At 68.2% G+C, this 19348-nt stretch carries 17 protein-coding genes; 7 read left to right on the top strand and 10 right to left on the bottom strand.

Features of this window, described 5'->3' with window-relative positions:
- Positions 1 to 55 precede the first annotated feature (55 nt).
- Positions 56 to 1411: a deoxyribodipyrimidine photo-lyase gene (locus tag B9C99_RS02430; RefSeq protein ID WP_088896863.1), complete on the bottom strand. Its 1356-nt coding sequence runs from the start codon at positions 1409 to 1411 to the stop codon at positions 56 to 58.
- A gap of 28 nt (positions 1412 to 1439) precedes the next feature.
- Between B9C99_RS02430 and B9C99_RS02425 the strand changes: the two genes are divergently transcribed.
- The gene (locus B9C99_RS02425) at positions 1440 to 1661 is read left to right on the top strand and encodes an RNA-binding S4 domain-containing protein (protein ID WP_006553353.1); all 222 of its coding nucleotides are present in this window, start codon (positions 1440 to 1442) and stop codon (positions 1659 to 1661) included.
- 25 nt (positions 1662 to 1686) lie between these two features.
- Here B9C99_RS02425 and rraA read toward each other — a convergent pair whose 3' ends face one another.
- Genes rraA through B9C99_RS02410 form a run of 3 tightly spaced genes read right to left on the bottom strand, consistent with a single transcriptional unit; the run spans position 1687 to position 4469 of the window.
- On the bottom strand, positions 1687 to 2175 hold the full coding sequence (gene rraA / locus B9C99_RS02420) for a ribonuclease E activity regulator RraA (RefSeq protein WP_016695034.1): 489 nt from the start codon (positions 2173 to 2175) through the stop codon (positions 1687 to 1689).
- Positions 2176 to 2222: 47 nt separating this feature from the next.
- Positions 2223 to 2606, bottom strand: coding sequence for a DUF5313 family protein (locus B9C99_RS02415; protein ID WP_059382037.1), 384 nt, complete (start codon positions 2604 to 2606; stop codon positions 2223 to 2225).
- An 18-nt stretch (positions 2607 to 2624) separates the two neighbouring features.
- On the bottom strand, positions 2625 to 4469 hold the full coding sequence (locus B9C99_RS02410) for a long-chain fatty acid--CoA ligase (RefSeq protein ID WP_088896862.1): 1845 nt from the start codon (positions 4467 to 4469) through the stop codon (positions 2625 to 2627).
- A gap of 66 nt (positions 4470 to 4535) precedes the next feature.
- On the opposite strand from B9C99_RS02410, the gene B9C99_RS02405 reads away from it, so the two are divergent.
- Both B9C99_RS02405 and B9C99_RS02400 read left to right on the top strand, forming a co-directional pair.
- A complete protein-coding gene (locus B9C99_RS02405; RefSeq protein ID WP_016695037.1) occupies positions 4536 to 4919 on the top strand; it encodes a helix-turn-helix transcriptional regulator in 384 nt (127 codons plus the stop codon).
- Entirely contained in the window at positions 4916 to 5542 is a 627-nt protein-coding gene (locus B9C99_RS02400; protein WP_016695040.1) for an SRPBCC family protein, read from the top strand. The genes B9C99_RS02405 and B9C99_RS02400 overlap by 4 nt, the downstream gene beginning before the upstream one ends.
- A gap of 9 nt (positions 5543 to 5551) precedes the next feature.
- On the opposite strand, the gene B9C99_RS02395 is transcribed toward B9C99_RS02400, so the two are convergent.
- Positions 5552 to 6697, bottom strand: a complete 1146-nt coding sequence (locus tag B9C99_RS02395; RefSeq protein ID WP_016695383.1) for an MBL fold metallo-hydrolase — start codon at positions 6695 to 6697, stop codon at positions 5552 to 5554.
- 233 nt (positions 6698 to 6930) lie between these two features.
- Positions 6931 to 8415 carry an adenylate/guanylate cyclase domain-containing protein gene (locus B9C99_RS02390; protein ID WP_016695384.1) on the bottom strand — a complete coding sequence of 495 codons (1485 nt, stop codon included), beginning with the start codon at positions 8413 to 8415 and terminating at the stop codon, positions 6931 to 6933.
- Positions 8416 to 8548: 133 nt separating this feature from the next.
- Between B9C99_RS02390 and B9C99_RS02385 the strand changes: the two genes are divergently transcribed.
- Together B9C99_RS02385 and B9C99_RS02380 are read left to right on the top strand one after the other, a co-directional pair.
- A complete protein-coding gene (locus tag B9C99_RS02385; protein WP_088896976.1) occupies positions 8549 to 9289 on the top strand; it encodes a GAF and ANTAR domain-containing protein in 741 nt (246 codons plus the stop codon).
- Positions 9290 to 9355: 66 nt separating this feature from the next.
- On the top strand, positions 9356 to 10909 hold the full coding sequence (locus B9C99_RS02380; RefSeq protein WP_016695386.1) for a succinic semialdehyde dehydrogenase: 1554 nt from the start codon (positions 9356 to 9358) through the stop codon (positions 10907 to 10909).
- Here B9C99_RS02380 and B9C99_RS02375 read toward each other — a convergent pair.
- Positions 10878 to 12443 (bottom strand): MDR family MFS transporter, encoded by a 1566-nt coding sequence (locus tag B9C99_RS02375; protein WP_016695387.1) that lies wholly within the window; start codon positions 12441 to 12443, stop codon positions 10878 to 10880. The genes B9C99_RS02380 and B9C99_RS02375 overlap by 32 nt on opposite strands.
- Complete coding sequence (locus tag B9C99_RS02370) at positions 12440 to 13105, bottom strand: TetR/AcrR family transcriptional regulator (RefSeq protein WP_016695388.1); 666 nt, start codon at positions 13103 to 13105, stop codon at positions 12440 to 12442. Before B9C99_RS02370 ends, B9C99_RS02375 begins: the two co-directional genes overlap by 4 nt.
- Positions 13106 to 13212: 107 nt before the next feature.
- On the opposite strand from B9C99_RS02370, the gene B9C99_RS02365 reads away from it, so the two are divergent.
- On the top strand, positions 13213 to 14532 hold the full coding sequence (locus tag B9C99_RS02365) for an alpha/beta hydrolase-fold protein (RefSeq protein WP_016695389.1): 1320 nt from the start codon (positions 13213 to 13215) through the stop codon (positions 14530 to 14532).
- Positions 14499 to 17039, top strand: a complete 2541-nt coding sequence (locus B9C99_RS02360; protein ID WP_253249956.1) for a bifunctional lysylphosphatidylglycerol flippase/synthetase MprF — start codon at positions 14499 to 14501, stop codon at positions 17037 to 17039. The genes B9C99_RS02365 and B9C99_RS02360 overlap by 34 nt, the downstream gene beginning before the upstream one ends.
- Before the next feature lie 7 nt (positions 17040 to 17046).
- Here B9C99_RS02360 and B9C99_RS02355 read toward each other — a convergent pair whose 3' ends face one another.
- Both B9C99_RS02355 and B9C99_RS02350 read right to left on the bottom strand, forming a co-directional pair.
- Complete coding sequence (locus B9C99_RS02355; protein ID WP_088896861.1) at positions 17047 to 18468, bottom strand: DHA2 family efflux MFS transporter permease subunit; 1422 nt, start codon at positions 18466 to 18468, stop codon at positions 17047 to 17049.
- On the bottom strand, positions 18465 to 19238 hold the full coding sequence (locus B9C99_RS02350) for a DUF427 domain-containing protein (protein WP_016695392.1): 774 nt from the start codon (positions 19236 to 19238) through the stop codon (positions 18465 to 18467). Before B9C99_RS02350 ends, B9C99_RS02355 begins: the two co-directional genes overlap by 4 nt.
- Positions 19239 to 19348 lie beyond the last annotated feature (110 nt).

Raw genomic sequence — 19348 nt, 5'->3', positions numbered from 1 at the left:
TCCAGAAGTTGTTCGGAGCACCGCCACGACCGGATGGGTCGTTTCGCCGTCTTTTTCATCGGGCCGAGCGAATCCGCTCGTATCTGTCCAGAGCGACGCGACGTTCGTGTGCGTGATCGACGACCGGTTCCGGATATCCGTCCGGAGGGCCGTCGGGCAGGCTGTGCACACGAGCGCCGTCGATGCTCCGCAGTTCGGGTACCCACCTGCGCACGTATTCACCCGTCGGATCGAACTTCTCACCCTGCCGGGTCGGATTGAACACCCGGAAGTAGGGAGCGGCGTCGGTGCCGCTGCCCGCCGTCCACTGCCAATTGTGTTGGTTGGACGCCAGATCGCCGTCCACCAGATGCTTCATGAAATGCCGTGCCCCGCGCCACCACGGCAGGTGCAGGTCCTTCGTCAGGAACGACGCGACGATCATCCGCACCCGGTTGTGCATGACACCCTCGGCGAGGAGCTGCCGCATCCCGGCGTCGACGATCGGGAATCCTGTCCGGCCCTCGCACCACGCAGCGAACAGGGCATCGGCATCGGGTCCGGAATCGTAGGTGATGGCGTCGAAGTCGCTGTTGTAGTTGGTCCGGGCGGTCTCGGGCCGCTGGAACAGGACGTCGGCGTAGAAGTCGCGCCACGCCAGTTCGCTGCGGAAGGTGACGGCACCCTCGTCCGACCGGTTCCTCATGTCGTGCAGCAGGGTCCGCGGATGGATGCAGCCGAACTTCAGGTAGGGCGACAGGCCGCTCGTGCCGTCGAAGGCCGGCCGGTCGCGGTCGGTGGCGTACCGCTCGAGACCGTCGTCGAGGAACTCGCGCCACCGCTCCAGCGCGGCCGCCTCGCCGGCGGGCGGTACGGGTTCGTCGCCCGCCTCGGGAATCGGCACGCGAGCGGAGCAGCCGCTCGGGTCCACCCAGTCGGCGGTGTCCGGGCCGGTCGCCGCGGGGGAGTGCCATCCGTGGTCGTTCCAGGCGCGACGGAAGGCCGAGAACACCTTGTATGCAGAGCCGTCGGGTTTCGTCACGCGGCCCGGCGTGACGGCGTAGGGGGAACCGGTGGCCACCAACGGGACGTCGCCGAGTGCCTCGGCGACCGCCCGGTCGCGTCGCGTGCCGTAGGGGCCGTGGTCGGAGCTGATGTGGACCGCGGTCGCATCGAATTCGGCGGCGACCTGCGGCACCAATTTCACCGGGTCTCCCTCGACGACGAGCAGGCGCCCGCCGAGATCCCGGTCGAGGGCTCGCAGGCATCCCATGAGGAAGTCGCGCCGGCGGGCCCCGGACGGGCGGAGCAGTGCGTCGTCGAGGACGAACAGGGCGAGGACGTCGTCGGCGGCCTCGGTGGCGGAGAGCAGGGTGGGCAGATCGTTCAGTCGGAGATCACGACGGAACCAGATGATGCTGGGGCGGGCCATGGATCCAGTGTCGGGGACAATGGGTGCCATGTCCGACGCATTCGATGTACCGATCCGTGACGAGTCGATCCGGCTCGGTCAGTTCCTCAAGCTCGCAAGCCTCATCGAGTCGGGTGCGGAGGCCAAGGAAGTGATCGCCGACGGGCTGGTGTCGGTCAACGGTGAGGTGGAGGTGCGTCGCGGCCGTCAGCTGAAGGTGGGCGACGTGGTGGAGATCGCCGGGGCGAGCGCGCGGGTCGCGCACGAATAGAGGGTCGACCCGCGCGCTCGGCCGATCAGTTCTCGGCGCGGACGACGACGCCGTCGGAGTCGCTGTAGACGATCTCGCCCGGATTGAACGTCACGCCGCCGATCTCGACGGGCACGTTCTTCTCGCCGGAGCCGGTCTGGGTGCTCTTGCGCGGGTTGGTGCCGAGGGCCTTGATGCCGATGTCGAGCGTGCGCAGGATCGCGGAGTCGCGGACCGCGCCGTTGACGATGACCCCGGCCCAGCCGTTGTCGACACCGCGACCGGCGATGATGTCGCCGACGAGCGCGGTGTGGATGCTGCCGCCGCCGTCGACGACGAGCACGCCGCCGTTGCCCGGCTCGGAGAGGGTCTGCTTGACGAGCAGGTTGTCCTGGAAGCAGCGGATGGTGGTGATGGGGCCGACGAACTCGGTGCGGCCGCCGAACTGGATGAACTGCGTGTCGCAGCTGCGGATGTCCGGGCCGATCTCGTCGGCGAGGTCTGCGGTGGCTGTGAAGGCAGGGGCGTCACTCATGGTGCGAGGATAAGCGGGCGCGGTTCCCCGCACGGTGGGAGGTCCGGTCAGGACGCGCGGCCGAAACGGCGCTCGTAGTCCTCACGTTCGCGCGCGGCGCGGGCGCGTGCCTTCGCGCTGAGCAGTTCCGGATCGAGGCCGTGCTGCTGGAGCCGGTGCCGTTGCCAGATAGGCATCAACGCCACCGAGAAGTAGATCCACGGCAGCAGCAGCAACAGCATCATCGCGATCGGGATCCACACCGGCCCCGGGATGAACAGGAACAGCAGGAGCAGCGGGATGATCGGCAGGTTCCATCGCAGCAGGTAGCGACGTGCTCCGCCGGGCCCGAGGACGTCCTCGCGTACCCACTCGCGCATCTCGGGCGGTAGCGCGCGACCGAACATGTAGCCGATCCGCTGCAGGAAATTCGGTCGTGCACTACTCATCATGGAACCCAGGATAGGCCGTCACCCTTCGTAGAGGCCTGCCAGCCTGTCGGCGAAGTTGTCGACGACGACCTTCCTGCGCAGCTTCATGCTCGGCGTCAGGTCGCCCGACTCGACCGACAGTTCGCGCTCGATGATCGTGAACTTCTTGATCTGCTCCCACCGGTTGAGCTGCAGGTTCAGCTCGTCGATGTATCCGGAGACCAGTCCGTGGGTCTTCTCGTGCCGCGCGATGTCCTCGAACGACCCGCTCACGCCGTTCTTGTTCGCCCACTCGCCGATGGACTCCGGGTCGAGCGCCACCAACGCCACGCAGTAGGGCTTGCCCTCGCCGTAGACGACGATCTCCGAGGCATACGGGCACATGCCCTTGAAGGTCGCTGCCAGCGACGACGGGGCGACGTACTTGCCCTGCGACGTCTTGAACATGTCCTTCTTGCGGTCGGTGATGCGCAGGTAGCCGTCGTCGTCGAGGCTGCCGATGTCGCCGGTGTGGAACCATCCGTCGTCGGAGAGCGACTCGGCGGTCGCGTCGGGCCGGTTGTGGTAGCCGGTCATCACACCGGGGCCCCGGACGAGCACCTCGCCGTCCTCTGCGATGCGGACCTCCGTGCCGGGGACGGGCCAGCCCACCGTGCCGATGCGGTTGGCGTAGGGACGGTTGACGAACGTCGCGGCGGAGGTCTCGGTGAGGCCGTATCCCTCGAGGACGGGGATGCCGACGGCGTCGAACCATTCGCCGACCTCGGGATTGAGCGCCGCCGAACCGGAGATGAAGAACCGCAGACGGCCGCCGAAGCGTTCGCGGACGGTGGAGAAGACCAGCTTGTCGGCGAGGCCGTGCTGCAGCTTGTCGAGCAGTCCGGGCGACCTGCCGGCCTGCTTCGCCTTCGACACGTTCCGGCCCACGCCCACGGCCCAGTCGAAGATCTTCTTCTTGGCGCCGCCTTCCTCCTCCATCATTCCCTCGACACGCGCGTGGGCCTTCTCGAAGATGCGCGGGGCCGCACCCATGAAGGTCGGGCGGACGACCGCGAGGTTCTCGACGATCTTGTCGACGCGTCCGTCCACTGCGGTGGGGAAGCCGATCTGCAGGGGGAGGGTGAGCAGCACCTTGCCGAAGACGTGGGACAGCGGCAGCCACAGATACTGCAGGTCGCCGGAGGTGAGCATGTGCAGCGCGTCGATGGCGGCGGCCTCGTAGGTCCACGCCGAGTGCGGCAGGCGTACGCCCTTGGGCTTACCGGTGGTGCCCGACGTGTAGATGAGGGTCGCCAAGTGCTCGGCCCTGATGCTGTGGATCCGGTTCAGCACTGCTCCGGAGTCCTCGGCGAGCAGGCCGCGGCCCAGTTCGGCGAGCTCGTCGAAGGTGATGACCCAGTCGCCGTCGCCGGTGCCGTCGAGGACCACGACCTTCGCCACGTCGGGTAGATCACCGCGGTGGCCCACGAGCTTCTCGACCTGACCGGCGTCTTCGGCGATGACGATCCGGCTGCCGGAGTCGGCGACGATGAACGCGACGTCGTCGGCGTGGGTGGTGGGGTAGACGGTGGTGGTCGCGGCGCCCGCGCACATGACGGCGAGGTCGCCGAGCACCCATTCGTAGCGGGTGGACGACGCGAGGGCCACGCGGTCCTCGGGCTCGATACCCAGGGAGATCAGGCCGGCCGCGAGCAGGCGTACCCGATCGCCGGTCTGTTCCCAGGTGACCGACGTCCAGCCGTCCTTCCCGTCGGGGAAGCGGAAGGCCTCGGCGTCGGGTGTGGCGGCCACTCGATCGATCAACAGGCGGGCGACCGAGGGGGCCCGCTTGTCGATGACCGCTCGGTCGACCTTTTCCTCGGAGACGCGCGTCGTTGTCGTCATACTCGAAGTCTAGGTAGCGGAACCGTCCTTCTGGCTAATATAAGTAGGAACTTATATAGTGGGGCCATGCACGGGTTCGAGGTCCTCGCAGATCCGGTTCGCCGCCGCATCCTCGAACTGCTCGCGGGCGGTCCGCAGGCGGCCGGCGAGATCGTCGCGGCGATCGGCCGGGAGTTCTCGATCTCCCAGCCGGCGGTCTCGCAACATCTCAAGATCCTGCGCGACCAGCGGTTCGCCGTCGTCCACAAGGACGGCACCCGCCGCTACTACGAACTCGATCCCGCGGTCCTCGTCGAACTCGAGGACTGGCTCGCGGGTCTGCATCCCCCGGTCTTCGCGGCTCTGGACGCGCTGGAGACCGAGATCGCGCGCGGCAAGCGTGAGCGGCGGAGCCGCGACGCCGTCCCGCCCGCGCTCCCTGCTTCCGACGAGAGAAGGAAATCCTCATGAAGAACGTGATCACGAGCAACGAGACGAGTCGCCGCACGGTCGGTCGTCGCACCGTCGAGGGCCACGAGGCCAAGGTCGTCACGATCTCGCGCAGCTACCGCACGAGCGCCGAGGACCTGTGGGAGGCGTGCACCGACCCCCGGCGCATCCCCCGCTGGTTCCTGCCCGTCGAGGGCGACCTCGAGGTCGGTGGCCGGTACCAACTCCAGGGCAACGCCGGTGGCGAGGTCCTCACCTGCGAACCGCCCCGGACGTTCACGGCCACCTGGGAATTCGCAGGCCAGGTGAGCTGGATCGAGGTATCGGTCCTGCCCGAACCGGGAGACCGTGCGCGCCTGGAGCTGACACACATCGCCCGCCCCGACGAGCACTGGGAGCAGTACGGACCCGGTGCGGTCGGAATCGGTTGGGATCAGGCACTTCTCGGACTCGGCCTGCACATCGAATCGGGGGAGGCGGTGGATCCGAAGGAGTTCGAGACCTGGTCGATGTCCGAGGAAGGTCTGCAGTTCGTCCGCGACAGCAGCGCGGCCTGGTGCGAGGCCGACATCGCCGCGGGCGAGGACCCCGAACAGGCACGCGCCGCCGCCGAGCGGACGAGCGCGTTCTACACGGGTGGATAGAGGGCCGGATCAGGCAGGAGTTCCGACGCCGACCACGTCGAGGTCGTGGCCGATGACCAGGCGCCCGTCGAATCCGGCGCCGCATCCTTCCCAGGTGGAATCGGGTCGATTGCCCGGGACCATGTGCGAGAGCACCAGGGTTCCCACGCCGGCTTCCTGGGCGATCGGGCCGAGATCCTCGATGAGAGTGTGCGATTGGACGAGGTGCTGGTAGAGCCCTTCCTGGGCATCCGTGCGGGGTTCGGGGAACAACGATTCGGGCCAGGCGGGGTCGATCACCTCGTGCATCAGAACATCTGCTCCCCGTGCGAGCTTCACCAGATTGGGGGTGGGGCCGGTGTCCCCGGAGAAGACGATCGACCCGTCGTCGCTGTCGAAACGGTAGGCGAGAGCGGGAAAGACGGGAGCGTGGTCGACCAGGGTCGCGGACACCCGGACGCGGTCGTCCTCGAAGAAGGTGAACGGTTCCATATCGGGACAGGGGTTGCCGTTCGGATCGGCCAGATACTGCGCCGGTACCGGAACGTCGAAGGCCTCCCACAGGGCGTCGGGGGCGGGCTTGCGGTTGTCGAACAGGCGGTCGTTGAAGTCGGTGGCGAATGCCTGGACGAGCAGGTCGGTCATCTCCCGGGTGCCCGGTGTGGGATTGCCCGGTGCCACGGGTTCCGGTGCGGGGCCCTCCCCGAACAGGGGTGGAAGCACTCCGCGATTGCCGGGGCCGTAGACGGGGATCTTCTCCACGTGCTGCAGTCCGTTGTAGATCCCCTCGGTGAGGATGTTGTTGAGGTCGACGACGTGATCGGAATGCAGGTGCGTCAGGAAGATGCCGCCCAGCGCGTCGAGGGGTCCGTCGAGGTCGGTGTCGAAGTTGGGTCCGAGTTCGGCCCCGCGTAGGCGTCGCATGACACCGTGACCGGCGTCGACGAGGTAGTACCGGTCTCCGACCACGACGGCGGAGGAGATGCCTTCACGTTCGCTCCCGGGCCAGTAGGGAGGACCGCCCGAGGTGCCGAGCAGGACCAGGCGTGTCCGCTGTCCCCGATACGGTTCCGGCGCGAACCGGCGATCGGACGACGGCGCCGCCACAGCGATGTCGGCACCGGGACTGCATGCGGTGGCCGCCACGGCCGTCGCGCCGACGGCGAAACTGGCCAACAACTTTCGTCGGGACACTCCGGCCGTGTGCAGCCGTCCCAGAACATCACACATGTACACGCTCCCCTCCGGTCGCGTTGCCGCGAACCGTTCCGCGATCCGATGTGACGCAGACCATATGGCCGGGGTGCGAGGGCGTCGATCCGGTGAGCGCGGTCGTGATCCGGTGAGCGCGGTCGGGCCGAACGATCGCCGATGTTCGTGTTCAGCCGTCCGTGTTCAACCGTTCGTGTTCAACCGTCCGAGCGTCGCCGCTGCCGGGCGTTCGCGTGTGCGGCAGCCGAACGCAGTACCTGCGGCGTGCGGCGCGCCGCCCGGAGAACGGCGCGGTCGAAGGGATTGAGCGAGACCCGTTTCCGCGGCGCCTGCAGGGACGGCTGCCCGCCGGTCAGGGCGAACAGGTGGACCTTGCCCGGCACGCCGGCGAGCCGGTGCGAGCCCCGGTCGGCGAACTGCAGTCCCGATCCGCCGGCCAGCTCGCGCACGTGGCTCGAGACGAGCACCTCGCCGGGACCGGCCGCGGCGCCGATACGTGCCCCCACGTGCACGGTCAGACCGGTGACATCCGTCCCGGTCGGCTCGACGGTGCCGGCGTGCACCCCGGCACGCACCTCGAATCCGAGGCGGCGGGCCTCCGCGACGATCCGCGCCGCGCACTGCACGGCGGCCACGGGTCCGTCGAACAGACTGAAGGTGCCGTCCCCGACGGTGCTCACGAGCTGCCCGCCCGCTTCGGTCACGGCGAACCGCACGTCGCGTTCGTGACGCGCGAGCAGGGCCCGGTAGGAGGTGTCGCCGATGCGTGCGAGGAGCTTGGTCGACCCCACGATGTCGGTGAACAGGGTCGCCGCGAAACGTCGACCGGCGTCGACGGGCGGGACGGACCCGCGGACGAGTTCCTCGACCATCGTCTGGACCTGCGACCACGCTTCGCCGAGCGCGGCGCCGCGCGGTGACGGCCGGGTGATCACGAGCTCACCGTGGGGCACCAGATCGGCCAGATGTCTCGCCGGACCCACCGGTATCGAACCCCCGGCGACCAGCACCACCTTCGTCGGGCACTGCACAGAGCCGAGAGCGTGCGAATAGTCGATCCGCAGGCTCGCCTCGAGGTGCGCGCTCATCGTGCTCGGCGACGCGGAGCACCGCTCGAGCATGGCCATCAACCGGCGGTTGTAGGGACTGTCGACGTGGCCATCGGTCAACGGCACGGTGCGTCCCTCGCCCCAGTGCCGCACGGCGTCGCGCCACAATGCGACGAACTCGGCGATCTCGGATTCGGTCCACCCGTGCGGTGGCCGGTCGTAGTCGAGCAGCGGTTCGCAGTACGGCGCGATCAGCATCAACGCATTGACACGTTCGGGGGCCGTCGCCGCGACGAGCACCTGCGGGCCGCACGTGCTGTGGATCCCGACGAGGGTGGCGTGCCGGATCTGCTCGGCGTCCATGACGGCGAGGACGTCCTCGGCCTGCTGTTCGATCGTGGGCACGTGGTCGACGGGGTCGGACAACCCGAAACCGCGACGCTGGAAGTAGACGGCCCGCGAGTAGGTGGCGAGGCGTTCGAAGAGCGAGTGCATGTACGGATCGGTCCACAACAGGTCCAGATGCATCTGGACCTCGAAGAACCACACGACGTCGGTGGGACCTGTTCCGATCACCCCGTAGGCCAGGTTGTGACCGTCGCGGGGCAGATACCGGGTCACCGGCGGATCCACCAGTCCAGCCTATCGAGGGTAGAACTGAAGAGGTCGTGTTCCGGCGAGGGGGCGGCTGTGTAGAAATCGCGTAATCCGGCAATCCGGTCGTCGGATCCGTCGGATGATGAATTCCGCGGAGAAGGGATGGACCATGACGCGTTCGTCGGAAGCGGGCGATCTGGGGCGCCGTATGGCGCAGCTCGCTCGCGGTTTCTACCACCCGACGGATCTCGACGAGACGCTGCGCGGCGTGACGGCGGCCGCGGTCGAACTGGTGGAGGGGGCCGATTGCGCCGACATTCTCATCGTGACCGGCCGCAAGCAGTTCCGCTCCCTCGCCGCGACCTGTGAACTCGCCGAACACCTCGACGACATCCAGGAGCAGTTCGGTGAGGGGCCGTGCCTCGATGCGAGCGCGAAGTGTCTCGTGGTGCGCTCCGACGATCTGCGGAAGGAGACGCGCTGGCCGCGTTTCGCGAAGGCCGCGGTGGAGGCGAACGTGCTCAGCACGTTGTCGTTCCAGCTGTATCTCGATCAGGAGAGCATGGGTGCGCTGAACATGTTCTCCTCCCGGGCCGATGCGTTCGATCCGCTCGCGGAGGCGACCGCCGAGGTCCTGGCCGCCCACGCGGCGATGGCGATGAGTGCGGCGCGCACCCAGGGGCAGTTCGCGTCCGCCCTCGCGACCCGCGACATCATCGGGCAGGCCAAGGGCATGATCATGGAACGTTTCGGCATCGACGCCGTCGCAGCGTTCGAACTGCTGCGCAGGCTCTCGCAGGACAGCAACGTCCCCCTCGCCGAGGTCGCCCAGCGGATCGTCGAGGCCGGTCCCGAGCGCAAGGGCGGCGAGCACGAGCACGAGGCGGGGGCCGACCCCACGTCTGTGTGACAGCACACACCCCGCCCGGGTAGGTTTGGTGAAACCGCAAGTACTACTCACCGGTAGGGGTGCATCATGCCAGCTCCGAGCGCTGCGACCTTCCAGCGTCTTGCCGACCTCATCGCGATCCCCGACGCCGCCGAGCGGACCACCCGCCCCGTCGTCGAGGCGTTCACCGGACGGGAACTGGCCACCGTGCCGGTCGGCACGGCCGAGGACACGAAGGCCGCGATCGACCGGGCCCGCACCGCGCAGGTCGCCTGGGCGAAGCTACCCGTGGAGAAGCGCGCCGCGATCATGCACCGCTACCGCGAACTCGTGCTCTCCCGGCGCGAGCAGCTCATGGACATGGCGCAGGCCGAGACCGGCAAGTCCCGTGTCTCCGCGCAGGAGGAGGTGCTCGACATCTCGATGACCGCGCGGTTCTACGCGCGCGTCGCACCGAAGCTGCTGCGCCCCCGCAAGGCCACGGGCATGCTGCCGGGCCTGACGAAGACCACCGTCCTGCACCATCCCAAGGGTGTCGTCGGCGTGATCGCACCGTGGAACTACCCGATGACGCTCGCCGTGTCCGACGCGATCCCGGCGCTGCTCGCCGGCAACAGTGTGGTGCTCAAGCCCGACAGCCAGACGCCCTACTGCGCGCTCGCCGTCGTCGAACTCCTCTACGAGGCCGGCGTTCCCCGCGACGTCTTCGCCGTGGTCACCGGGCCCGGAACCGTGGTGGGCACCGCGATCGTCGAGAACACCGACTACCTGATGTTCACGGGTTCGTCGGAGACCGGGCGTCTCCTCGCCGAGCAGGCCGGCCGGCGCCTCATCGGGTTCTCCGCCGAACTCGGCGGCAAGAACCCCATGATCGTCACCTCCGGGGTGAACCTGCGCGAGGTCACGAACGCCGCGGTGCGGGCATGCTTCTCGAACTCCGGACAGCTGTGCATCTCGATCGAGCGGATCTACGTCGAGAAGTCGATCGCCCCCGAGTTCATCCGGATGTTCGGGGCGCGGGTGCGCGAGATGTCGCTCGGTCCCGACTACGACTTCGGCACCGAGATGGGCTGCCTCATCAGCGAGAGCCAGGTCAAGACGGTGACCCGGCACGTCGAGGATGCCGTCGCCAAGGGCGCGACCGTCGTCGCCGGCGGGAAGGCGCGGCCCGACCTCGGACCGCTGTTCTTCGAACCCACCGTGCTCACCGACGTGCCCGAGGACGCCGAGTGCTACCGGAACGAGACGTTCGGCCCGGTGGTGTCGATCTATCCGGTGGAGAACGTCGAAGAAGCGATCCGAGAGGCCAACGACACCGAGTACGGGCTCAACGCGTCGGTGTGGGGTGCGACGAAGGCGCAGGGCGAGGCCATCGCCGCGCGGGTGCGTGCCGGCACGGTCAACGTCGACGAGGGATACGCCCCGGCCTGGGGCAGCACCGACGCGCCGATGGGCGGTATGGGCATCTCCGGCATGGGACGCCGCCACGGCGCGGAGGGCCTGTACAAGTACACCGAGGCACAGACGATCGCGACGACGCGCCTGCTCAATCTCGACGGCCCGCGCGGACTTCCGCGGCGGGTGTGGGCGAAGATGCTCGCCCCCTTCGTCAAGTCGATGCAGTGGCTGCCGGGTCGCTAGGGGCCGGATCGTTCTTCCGCACGATGGTGGTCGCGAGGGGCTTCTCGACGACGAGGCACAGCAGGACCCCCGCGACCACCACGAGCGGCGCGATGTACAGGTAGATCGGCACGAGCGCGTCGTTGTACGCCTCGAGGACCGGTTGCCGGAACGCGTCGGGCAGTGCCCGGACCGCGCCGGGGGTCAGCGAATCGGGATCGTCGATGCCGGTTCCCGACAGTCCACCCGCCAGGCGCGTGGCGAAGACACTGCCCACGACTGCGGAACCGAGCGTCGCGCCGATCTGGCGGAAGTAGTTGTTGCCCGCCGTCGCGGTGCCGACCTCCTCGACGGAGAAGGAATTCTGCACGACCAGCACGAGAAGCTGCATGGACGTGCCGAATCCGACGCCGATCACGGCGAACCAGCAGCCCAGCACCCAGATCGGGGTGTCCGCCCCGAGGGTCGACAGGAGCACCAGACCGGCCGTGACGAAGACCGACCCGATGATCGGGATCCGTTTGTAGCGGCCGGTTCTCGTCACGTACCGTCCCGCCAGTGTCGACGTCAGGAACAATGTTCCCATCATGGGGAGCATCAGAAGGCCGGCGGCAGTGGCGTTCACACCCGCGACCATCTGGAGGTAGGTGGGCATGTAGGCGGCAACGCCGAACAATGCGACGCTCATGACGAATCCGGCTGCGGTGACGAGATCGAAGTTGCGGTCGCGGAACAGGTGCAGGCCGATCACGGGTTCGGCGGCACGTCGTTCCACCGCGACGAACAGCACCGCACCGACCGTGGTGGCGGCGATCAGCGCGATCACGACCGGCGACGACCACGGATAGCGTGAACCGCCCCAGGTCGCGACGAGCACGAGGAGCGTCGTGACGACGGACAGCACGGCCATGCCGAGCACGTCGATCCGCCGGCCCGAACCGGAGACGCGGGGCAGACGCAGGAAGACCAGCGCCGCGACGACGGCGACGGCACCGAGCGGCACGTTCATCCAGAACACCCACCGCCAACCGGGACCCTCGGTGAACCATCCGCCGAGCAGCGGCCCGGCCACCGACGACAGGGCGAAGACGCTGCTCATGATGCCGAGATACTTCCCGCGCTGACGAGCGGGGATCACGTCGGCGATGGTGGCCTGCGACAGCACCATCAGGCCGCCACCACCGGCGCCCTGGACGGCCCGGCCGACGATGAGCCACGTGATGTCCCCGGCGAGAGCGCCGATCGTCGATCCGACGACGAAGATCGTCAACGCGGTGAGCAGCAGCGGCTTTCGACCGAACAGATCCCCGAGTTTGCCGTAGGCGGGCATGGTGATCGTCGACGCCAGGATGTAGGCGGTGATGACCCACAGCATCCGGTCCACGCCGTGCAGTTCGCCGACGATGGTCGGCAGGGCGGGATTCAGGACGGTCTGGTTGAGCGACGCCGCCAGCATCGCGAGCATGAGACCCGCGAAGACGAAGGTGACCCGCGGGGTGCTCTGTTCCGGTGCGGGCGTGGCTCTTTCGGTCTCGTTCCGGAATGGGTCGGTCACGGTCGCGTGACCTCCCGGAACAACAGGCAGGTGCGGTGCAGGACCGAATCGGCATCGGCCTCCGTCTTCCCGGGGGCGGTGAGCAACGGGCGCAACGCGGAGCGCATGAGGGCGCCGGCGACCGTGACGATCATGTCGGCCGCACCTTCGACGTTGCTTGCGGGCACCGGCGCTCCGTCCGCGGGCGGTGTGGCCGCGAGTCGTTCGGTGACGAGTTCGGCGACGACGGCCTCGACGTCGTCGATGTGCTGGAAGCGTCTGCGCGCGAGCTCGGGATGGCGGTCCATGAGGGCGATGTACTCGTCGTAACCGATCGCGCGACGGCTCGCCGCGGCGCGGAAGACCGCAAGGAGCAGGAAGGCGACCTTCTCCACGAGATCGTCGCCCGGCGTGAAGTCGAAACCGTCGGCGACGGCGTCGTCGATGACAGGGGAGGACAGGCCGAGCACGGCGTCCTCCTTCGACCGGAAGTAGTTGAAGAAGGTGCGTGGAGAAACCTCCGCTTGTTCTGCGATGGTCTCGACGGTGATGTCGGACAGGCGGGTGTGGCGTGCTGCGGCTTCGGCGGCGGCCAGGTGGATCGCCGTCCACGTGCGCACGCGTTTGCGTTCGCGGTGGGAGAGCGTCATGGTGCGGACGTCGTCCGCCGCAGCTGCAGTCATGAAGTTTTACAGTAGCGCAAATTCTCGTAATCGTAAATTATGTTCTTTAGTATGAGAGTGACATTCTCTGATCGGTTCTTCCTGCAGGGTCGCGCATACTGATCGCCATGTCCGCGACCGGGATGGTGAACGGGGTGCTGGGGATACCGCTGACCACCCCGACGGCGACCGTGGTGTTCGCGATCCTCGCCGTCATCGGGCTGATCGTGTTGCTCGTCCGCCGCTACCGGGCGTGGTTCGTACGGGGAGTGCCCGTCGCCGTGACGGTCGCCCTCGGCCTGACGGCAGTGGCCGCGCTCCTGGTCGAGAAGGTCTGGAAGCCGTTCCCGGATCGTCTGCCGTGGGCGGTGTACGGATGGGTGGCAGTGGCCCTGCTCGCCGTCTCGCTGCTGATCGGACGATGGTTCGTGCGACGCCGCGACCGGGCCCGCCCACTCGTCGCGACGGCACTCGTGGTGTCGGCGGTACTCGTCGTGATCTCCGCCGCGGGCCGGATCGACGCGGTCTACGACGCCTATCCCACCGTTCGGGCTGTTCTCGGAATCAGCGACTACCGGACCGTCCCCTTCGACGACCCCTCTCTCCGAGCATCGCGGACCGTGCCGGTGGAGGACTGGTCGGCGCCGGACGACCTGCCTGCGACCGGGGCGGTCACCTCTGTGACGATTCCCGGAACGGTCTCCGGATTCCGGGCGCGGGAAGCCCGCGTCTATCTCCCGCCGGCCTACTTCTCGGATCCACGACCGGAACTGCCGGTGCTGGTACTGCTCGCCGGACAGCCCGGCAGTCCGGAGGACTGGCTCGTGGGCGGACATCTCCCGTCCACCATGGACGCCTATGCCGCGCAGCATCACGGCCTGGCGCCGGTCGTCGTGCTCGCGGACGGCACCGGAGGCCAGTTCGACAACCCCTTGTGCGTCGACTCGCATCTCGGCAACGTGGCGACCTATCTGGCCGTCGACGTTCCGGCATGGGTACGGGACGACCTGCAGGTCGACGACGACCCACGGGCACGGGCCGTGGGCGGACTCTCGTACGGCGGAACGTGCGCACTGCAACTCGCGACCACCCGGCCGGACGTCTACCCGACCTTCCTGGACATGTCGGGACAGGCCGAGCCGACCATCGGTGACCGGGCGTCGACGATCCGGGACGTGTTCGGTGGTGATGCGGAAGCATTCGCGCGCAACAATCCTGCCGACCTGCTCGCACGCAATCGGTATCCCGATTCCGCCGGTGCTTTCGTGGTGGGACTCGACGATTCCGAATACCGTGCCGGGGTGGAACAACTCGCTTCGGCGGCTCGGAGCGCGGGGATGGACGTCCACCTCACCGAACTGCCGGGCACACACAGCTTCGCCCTGTGGTCCGCAGGGCTCGAGAAGGAGTTGCCATGGCTCGCACAACGGCTCGGGCTCGGCAGCTGATGTCCCGCACAGGGGCAGGGGTGCTGATGTCCCGCACAGGGACGGTGGTGCTCCGGGCGCCCGTCTCGTGCGGACTGCTCGTGCTGATCTGGCTCCTGGCGGTCGTCACCGGTTCTGTGAGGAGCGGGCCGTCGCACGCAACGGCATCCGAGATGTCGCTCGGGATCCCGAATATCACCGACGGCCACCTGTGGACACTGTGGACTTCAGGGTTGTTCGCCTCCGGTCCCGGTGAGTATGTGCTCGGAAGCATTGCGATCCTCGCCGTCGCGGTGCCGGTCGAACGTCGCATCGGCAGTCGCAGGTTCATGCTCGCCGCGCTCGTCTCACAGGGCCTGGGCGCGGCACTCGCATTGCTCGTGGCTCAGGTCGCCTCCCTGGTGCCGAACCTGTGGGGCAGGGAGCTGCACACCCACCTCACCGAGGACCCGCTGGCGTGGGTGCTCGGCGTCCTGCTCGCCTCCACCACCGCGATGGGCACCCTGTGGCGTCGCCGCATCCGGACACTCCTGCTGGTGTTCCTGGTGACCGCAGCCTTGTTCGCCGGACACCTGCAGGACGTGAACAGGGTGACCGTCGCGCTGGCCGGGTTGCTCGCCGGCCCGCTCCTGTTCGGACGCGGTGTGCGCCGTCCGGTGCTCGGCGGCACCATCCGGGAACGCCGCACGCTCGTCGCGCTCGTCGTCGCGGCGAGCGTGCTCGGCCCGATCTTCGCGGCGCTCTCCCCGCACTCGATCGGTCCGCTGTCCGCGCTACGCGAGCTGTTCGAGCAGGTTCCCTACACCCCGCGAGAACTCGTCGAAGTGTGTGCCGATCCCGCGCTGCACGACGAGTGCAGGAAAGGGCAACAGGCCCTTCGGCTCTCCGGTGCAGGTCCGCTCGTCGCGAATCTCATGCCGTCGATACTGCTGCTGATCGGTGCCGAAGGGCTGCGTCGAGGGCGGCGGGCAGCATGGTTCCTCTCGGTCGGAGGACACATCGTGCTGATCGTCGTGGCCGCCGCGAGCACGATCGTCCGCGTGACCGAACAGGACGAGACCCGCTCCCTGCTGTACGGAATCCACCGGCACAGCTCCGTATCCATGGAACTCGCGCCACTCCTCGCGCTGGTCTCCGTGCTCGCCCTGTTGCTGCTGACCCGCACCCTCTTCGATGTCCGTGCACCGCGGGGAACCTATCGCCGGGTATGGGCCGGAACCGCAGCCGCCGCAGGCATCGCGCTCGTGACGTACGTGGTGGTGGGCATGCTTGTGGCAGACGGGTTCGATCGTGATCCCGGCATCGGCACCTTGCTCCGCGACGCACCGCGCCGGCTCCTTCCGCCGGTCTACCTCCAGCTCTTCGAGCCTCCCGTGATGCCCCTCGACACCCCCGCCACCCTGTTGTTCGAGTGGATCGGCGTGATCGTCTGGATCGCCTTCTGCGTGCTCCTGTGGCGCAGCTTCCTCGTGCCCCCTGCCGGGGTCGACCTCGGCGACGAGCAAAGGGTGCGAGAACTCCTGCACGACCCGGGCGGCGGATCGATGTCGTGGATGACCACCTGGGCGGGGAATCGGTACTGGTTCGGCGCCGACGGCAGGCACGCCGTGGCGTATCGGGTCCACTCGGGTGTCGCCCTGACGGCGACGGATCCGATCGGTGAGCGCGCCTCGATGACCGAGGCGATCGACGAGTTCGCGGCGTACTGCCTCGGCAACGGATGGACACCCTGCCTGTACTCGGTGGGCGAGGAGACGGCGGCGATCGCCCGGGACCACGGTTGGACCTGTCTGCAGGTGGGTGAGGAGACCGTCGTCGATCTCGCGGACCTCGCCTTCAAGGGCAAGAAGTTCCAGGACGTCCGCACCGCGCTCAACCGTGCTGCCAAGGACGGGATCGAAGCGAGATGGACGACCTTCCCCGCCGCGCCGCTGTCGGTGACCGAGCAGATCGTCGACATCTCCGAGGAATGGGTGGCCGACAAGGGACTGCCCGAGATGGGGTTCACGCTCGGAGGACTCGCCGAACTGCGCGATCCCGAAGTCCGGTTGCTGCTCGCGGTCGACGCGAACGACCACGTCCATGCGATCACGTCGTGGATGCCGGTCCACCGGGACGGGAAGGTGGTCGGGCTGACGCTGGACTTCATGCGGCGACGTTCGGACGGCTTCCGGCCGGCCATGGAATTCCTCATCGCGTCCGCGGCACGGTCCGCCGCCGACGAGGGCCTCGAATTCCTGAGCTTGTCGGGGGCACCCCTCGCGAGTGTGGACAGTGGGTCCGGACTCGACCGAGGAGCCCTCGACGCCCTGCTCGATCTGCTCGGCCGCACGCTCGAACCGGTATACGGATTCCGCTCGCTGCTGGCGTTCAAGGCGAAGTTCCAACCCCGTTACCGCCCGCTGTACATGGTGTTCCCGGACCCGGCGGCGCTGCCGACCATCGGGATCGCGGTCGGTCGTGCCTATCTTCCCCACATGTCGCTCGAGGAAGGCGGACGCCTGGTCACGCACCTGTTGCGCCGATGACGATTGCTCACGCACCCGTTGCGCTGGTGACGGTGGAACTCTCCCGGAAACGGGAGACCGCCACCAGTCCCACCAGGAGGAAGACCACCGGGAGCAGCACCGCATTGCCCATCGCGGCACCGAAGCCGAGCGTCCCCTCACCCATCTGCATCACCGCGCCGAGGGCGGCCGCACCGAGTACCGCACCGACCTGCCGGGCGGTGTTGTACACACCCGAACCTGCGCCCACGAGGTCACCGGGCAGGTCGCGCAACGCGATCGTCGAGTTCGGGGCCCAGCACAACGAGTTCGCGAAACCGAGCAGCACGATCGGGATCAGGAGCCAGCCGACGGTGGCCTCGAGATGCATCGCCACACCGAACGACAGCATCGCCGCGATCATCGCGGAGAAACCGATCCGGGAGATCCGGCCCGGCGCGACCCGGTCGGTGACCCGTCCGATCAAGGGCGCCATGATCACCGAGATCACGCCCATCGGTACCAGCATCAGACCTGCGACCTGCGCGGACAGTCCCTGACCCACCTGCAGGTAGAGCATGATCGGCAGGTTCACGGCGTAGACCGTGAAACCCAGCGTCGCCACGGCGGTCACTCCGAGGGTGAAGTTGCGGCGGGTGAACAACCCGAGCGGGGCCAGCGCCTCGGTGCCGCGGGCCGTCGCGGTCCGCTGCAGGCGCACGAACATCCCGAACGCCACGATCCCGATACCGAGGACGACCCACACCCACACGGTCCAGCCGAGATCGGGACCCTGCTGCAGGGAGAAGATCACGCCTGTGACCGCGACCAGCGAGACGACGGCGCTCAGCACGTCGATGCGACGCGCCCCGGTCGGCAATCTCGGCACGTACCGCGCGACCATCACCAGAGAGATCAGGCCCAGCGGGATGTAGACGAAGAAGACCCACCGCCACCCGCCGGTACCGACGAGCACCCCACCGAGGACGGGACCGAACAGACCCGCCGAACTGGCCACCGCGCTCCACACGCCGGTGGCGGCACCGCGCCGGTCGTGCGCGAAGATCCGGTGGATGATGCTCAACGGTTGCGGGTTGATCAGCGACCCGCCGAGCCCCTGCACCGCACGCAGCGCGATCAGCCACTCGATCGTCGGAGCCATCGAGCACGCGAAGGCCGCGGCCGTGAAGATCGCCATGCCCACCAGGTAGACGTTGCGCTGACCGAAGCGGTCACCGAGACGACCGGTGACCAGCAGCGGCACCGCGAAGGTCAGCAGATAGGCCGCCGACACCCACACCACCTGATTGATGCTCGCGTCCAGATCCTCGCGGATGCGCGGCAGCGACACCGCGACGAGCGACTGGTCGAGCAGGGTGATGAACAGACCCACGCACAGGGCCGCCAGCGCACGCCAGGCCCGCGGCTCGGGGATCGGGGCAGCGCTGCGTCCCGCAGCCGACGCACTCACTCCTCGACCGTGATCTCCGCGGCGTCGTCGTAGAAGCACACGTATCCCTCGATGTACTCCATGCCGGGGAACGGCTCGGGATACGACCATGCGACGTTCTCGGCCGGCGGCGTGCCGGAGAACGACCAGTACCGGGCGACGCCCTTGTAGGGGCAGCTCGTCCGCCACTCGGATTCCTCGAGCACCGAGAAGTCGACGTCCTCGGGCGGCAGGTAGTAGCGGGTCGGGAGGCCGGTCTCGAACACGAGCACGGGGTTGCGGGTCTCGGCGACCACGACGTCGCCGATGGCCACCCGCACGTGCCGGGAGCTGCGCAGGGCGTCGACGCGGTGATAGGGGTCGCGCGGATGGGTGAACACTTCGGTCTCCTCCTCGAACCACCGTTCGCCCTCGTCGACGTCGTCGCCCGGACCGGTCTCGCCCCACCGGAACCACTGGAAGACGAGACGGTCGTCGAGCCCGTCGACGTCGAGCTGGCAGACCGGTGAATAGGCCCGATGGTCGCCGACGACGATGTCGTACCACTGCCACACGTCCTGCCGGGAGCGGCTCGGCGACAGGGACGCCGAGATCAGGTCGAGCCGCACGTCCTCGCGGGGGAAGGCATAGAACGGGACGGGCTTGCCGGGCGCCCACACCAGCACCGCCCGGGTGCTGTCGACGACCGTCCGGCCGAACCACTCACCTCTGATCCGGCGATCGACGGGTTCGTAGAGGTAGTCGTCGGTCTCCGACGGCCGTCGGAGCACAGCGGTCTTGCGGGCAGCCATACCTCGACCGTATCGCGCCCGTCCAGGGACGGGACGAATCCTCGGACCCGACCCATCCGCGCGACGACCGGCTCCGAATACGGGGAGAGACGGCGTGAGGGCCGTCACCC

The organism is Rhodococcus sp. BUPNP1 (assembly GCF_002215235.1).
Lineage (GTDB): Bacteria > Actinomycetota > Actinomycetes > Mycobacteriales > Mycobacteriaceae > Rhodococcus.
The sequence above is the reverse complement of the archived record's forward strand: the minus strand, read 5'-3'. Positions and strand labels throughout refer to the sequence as shown.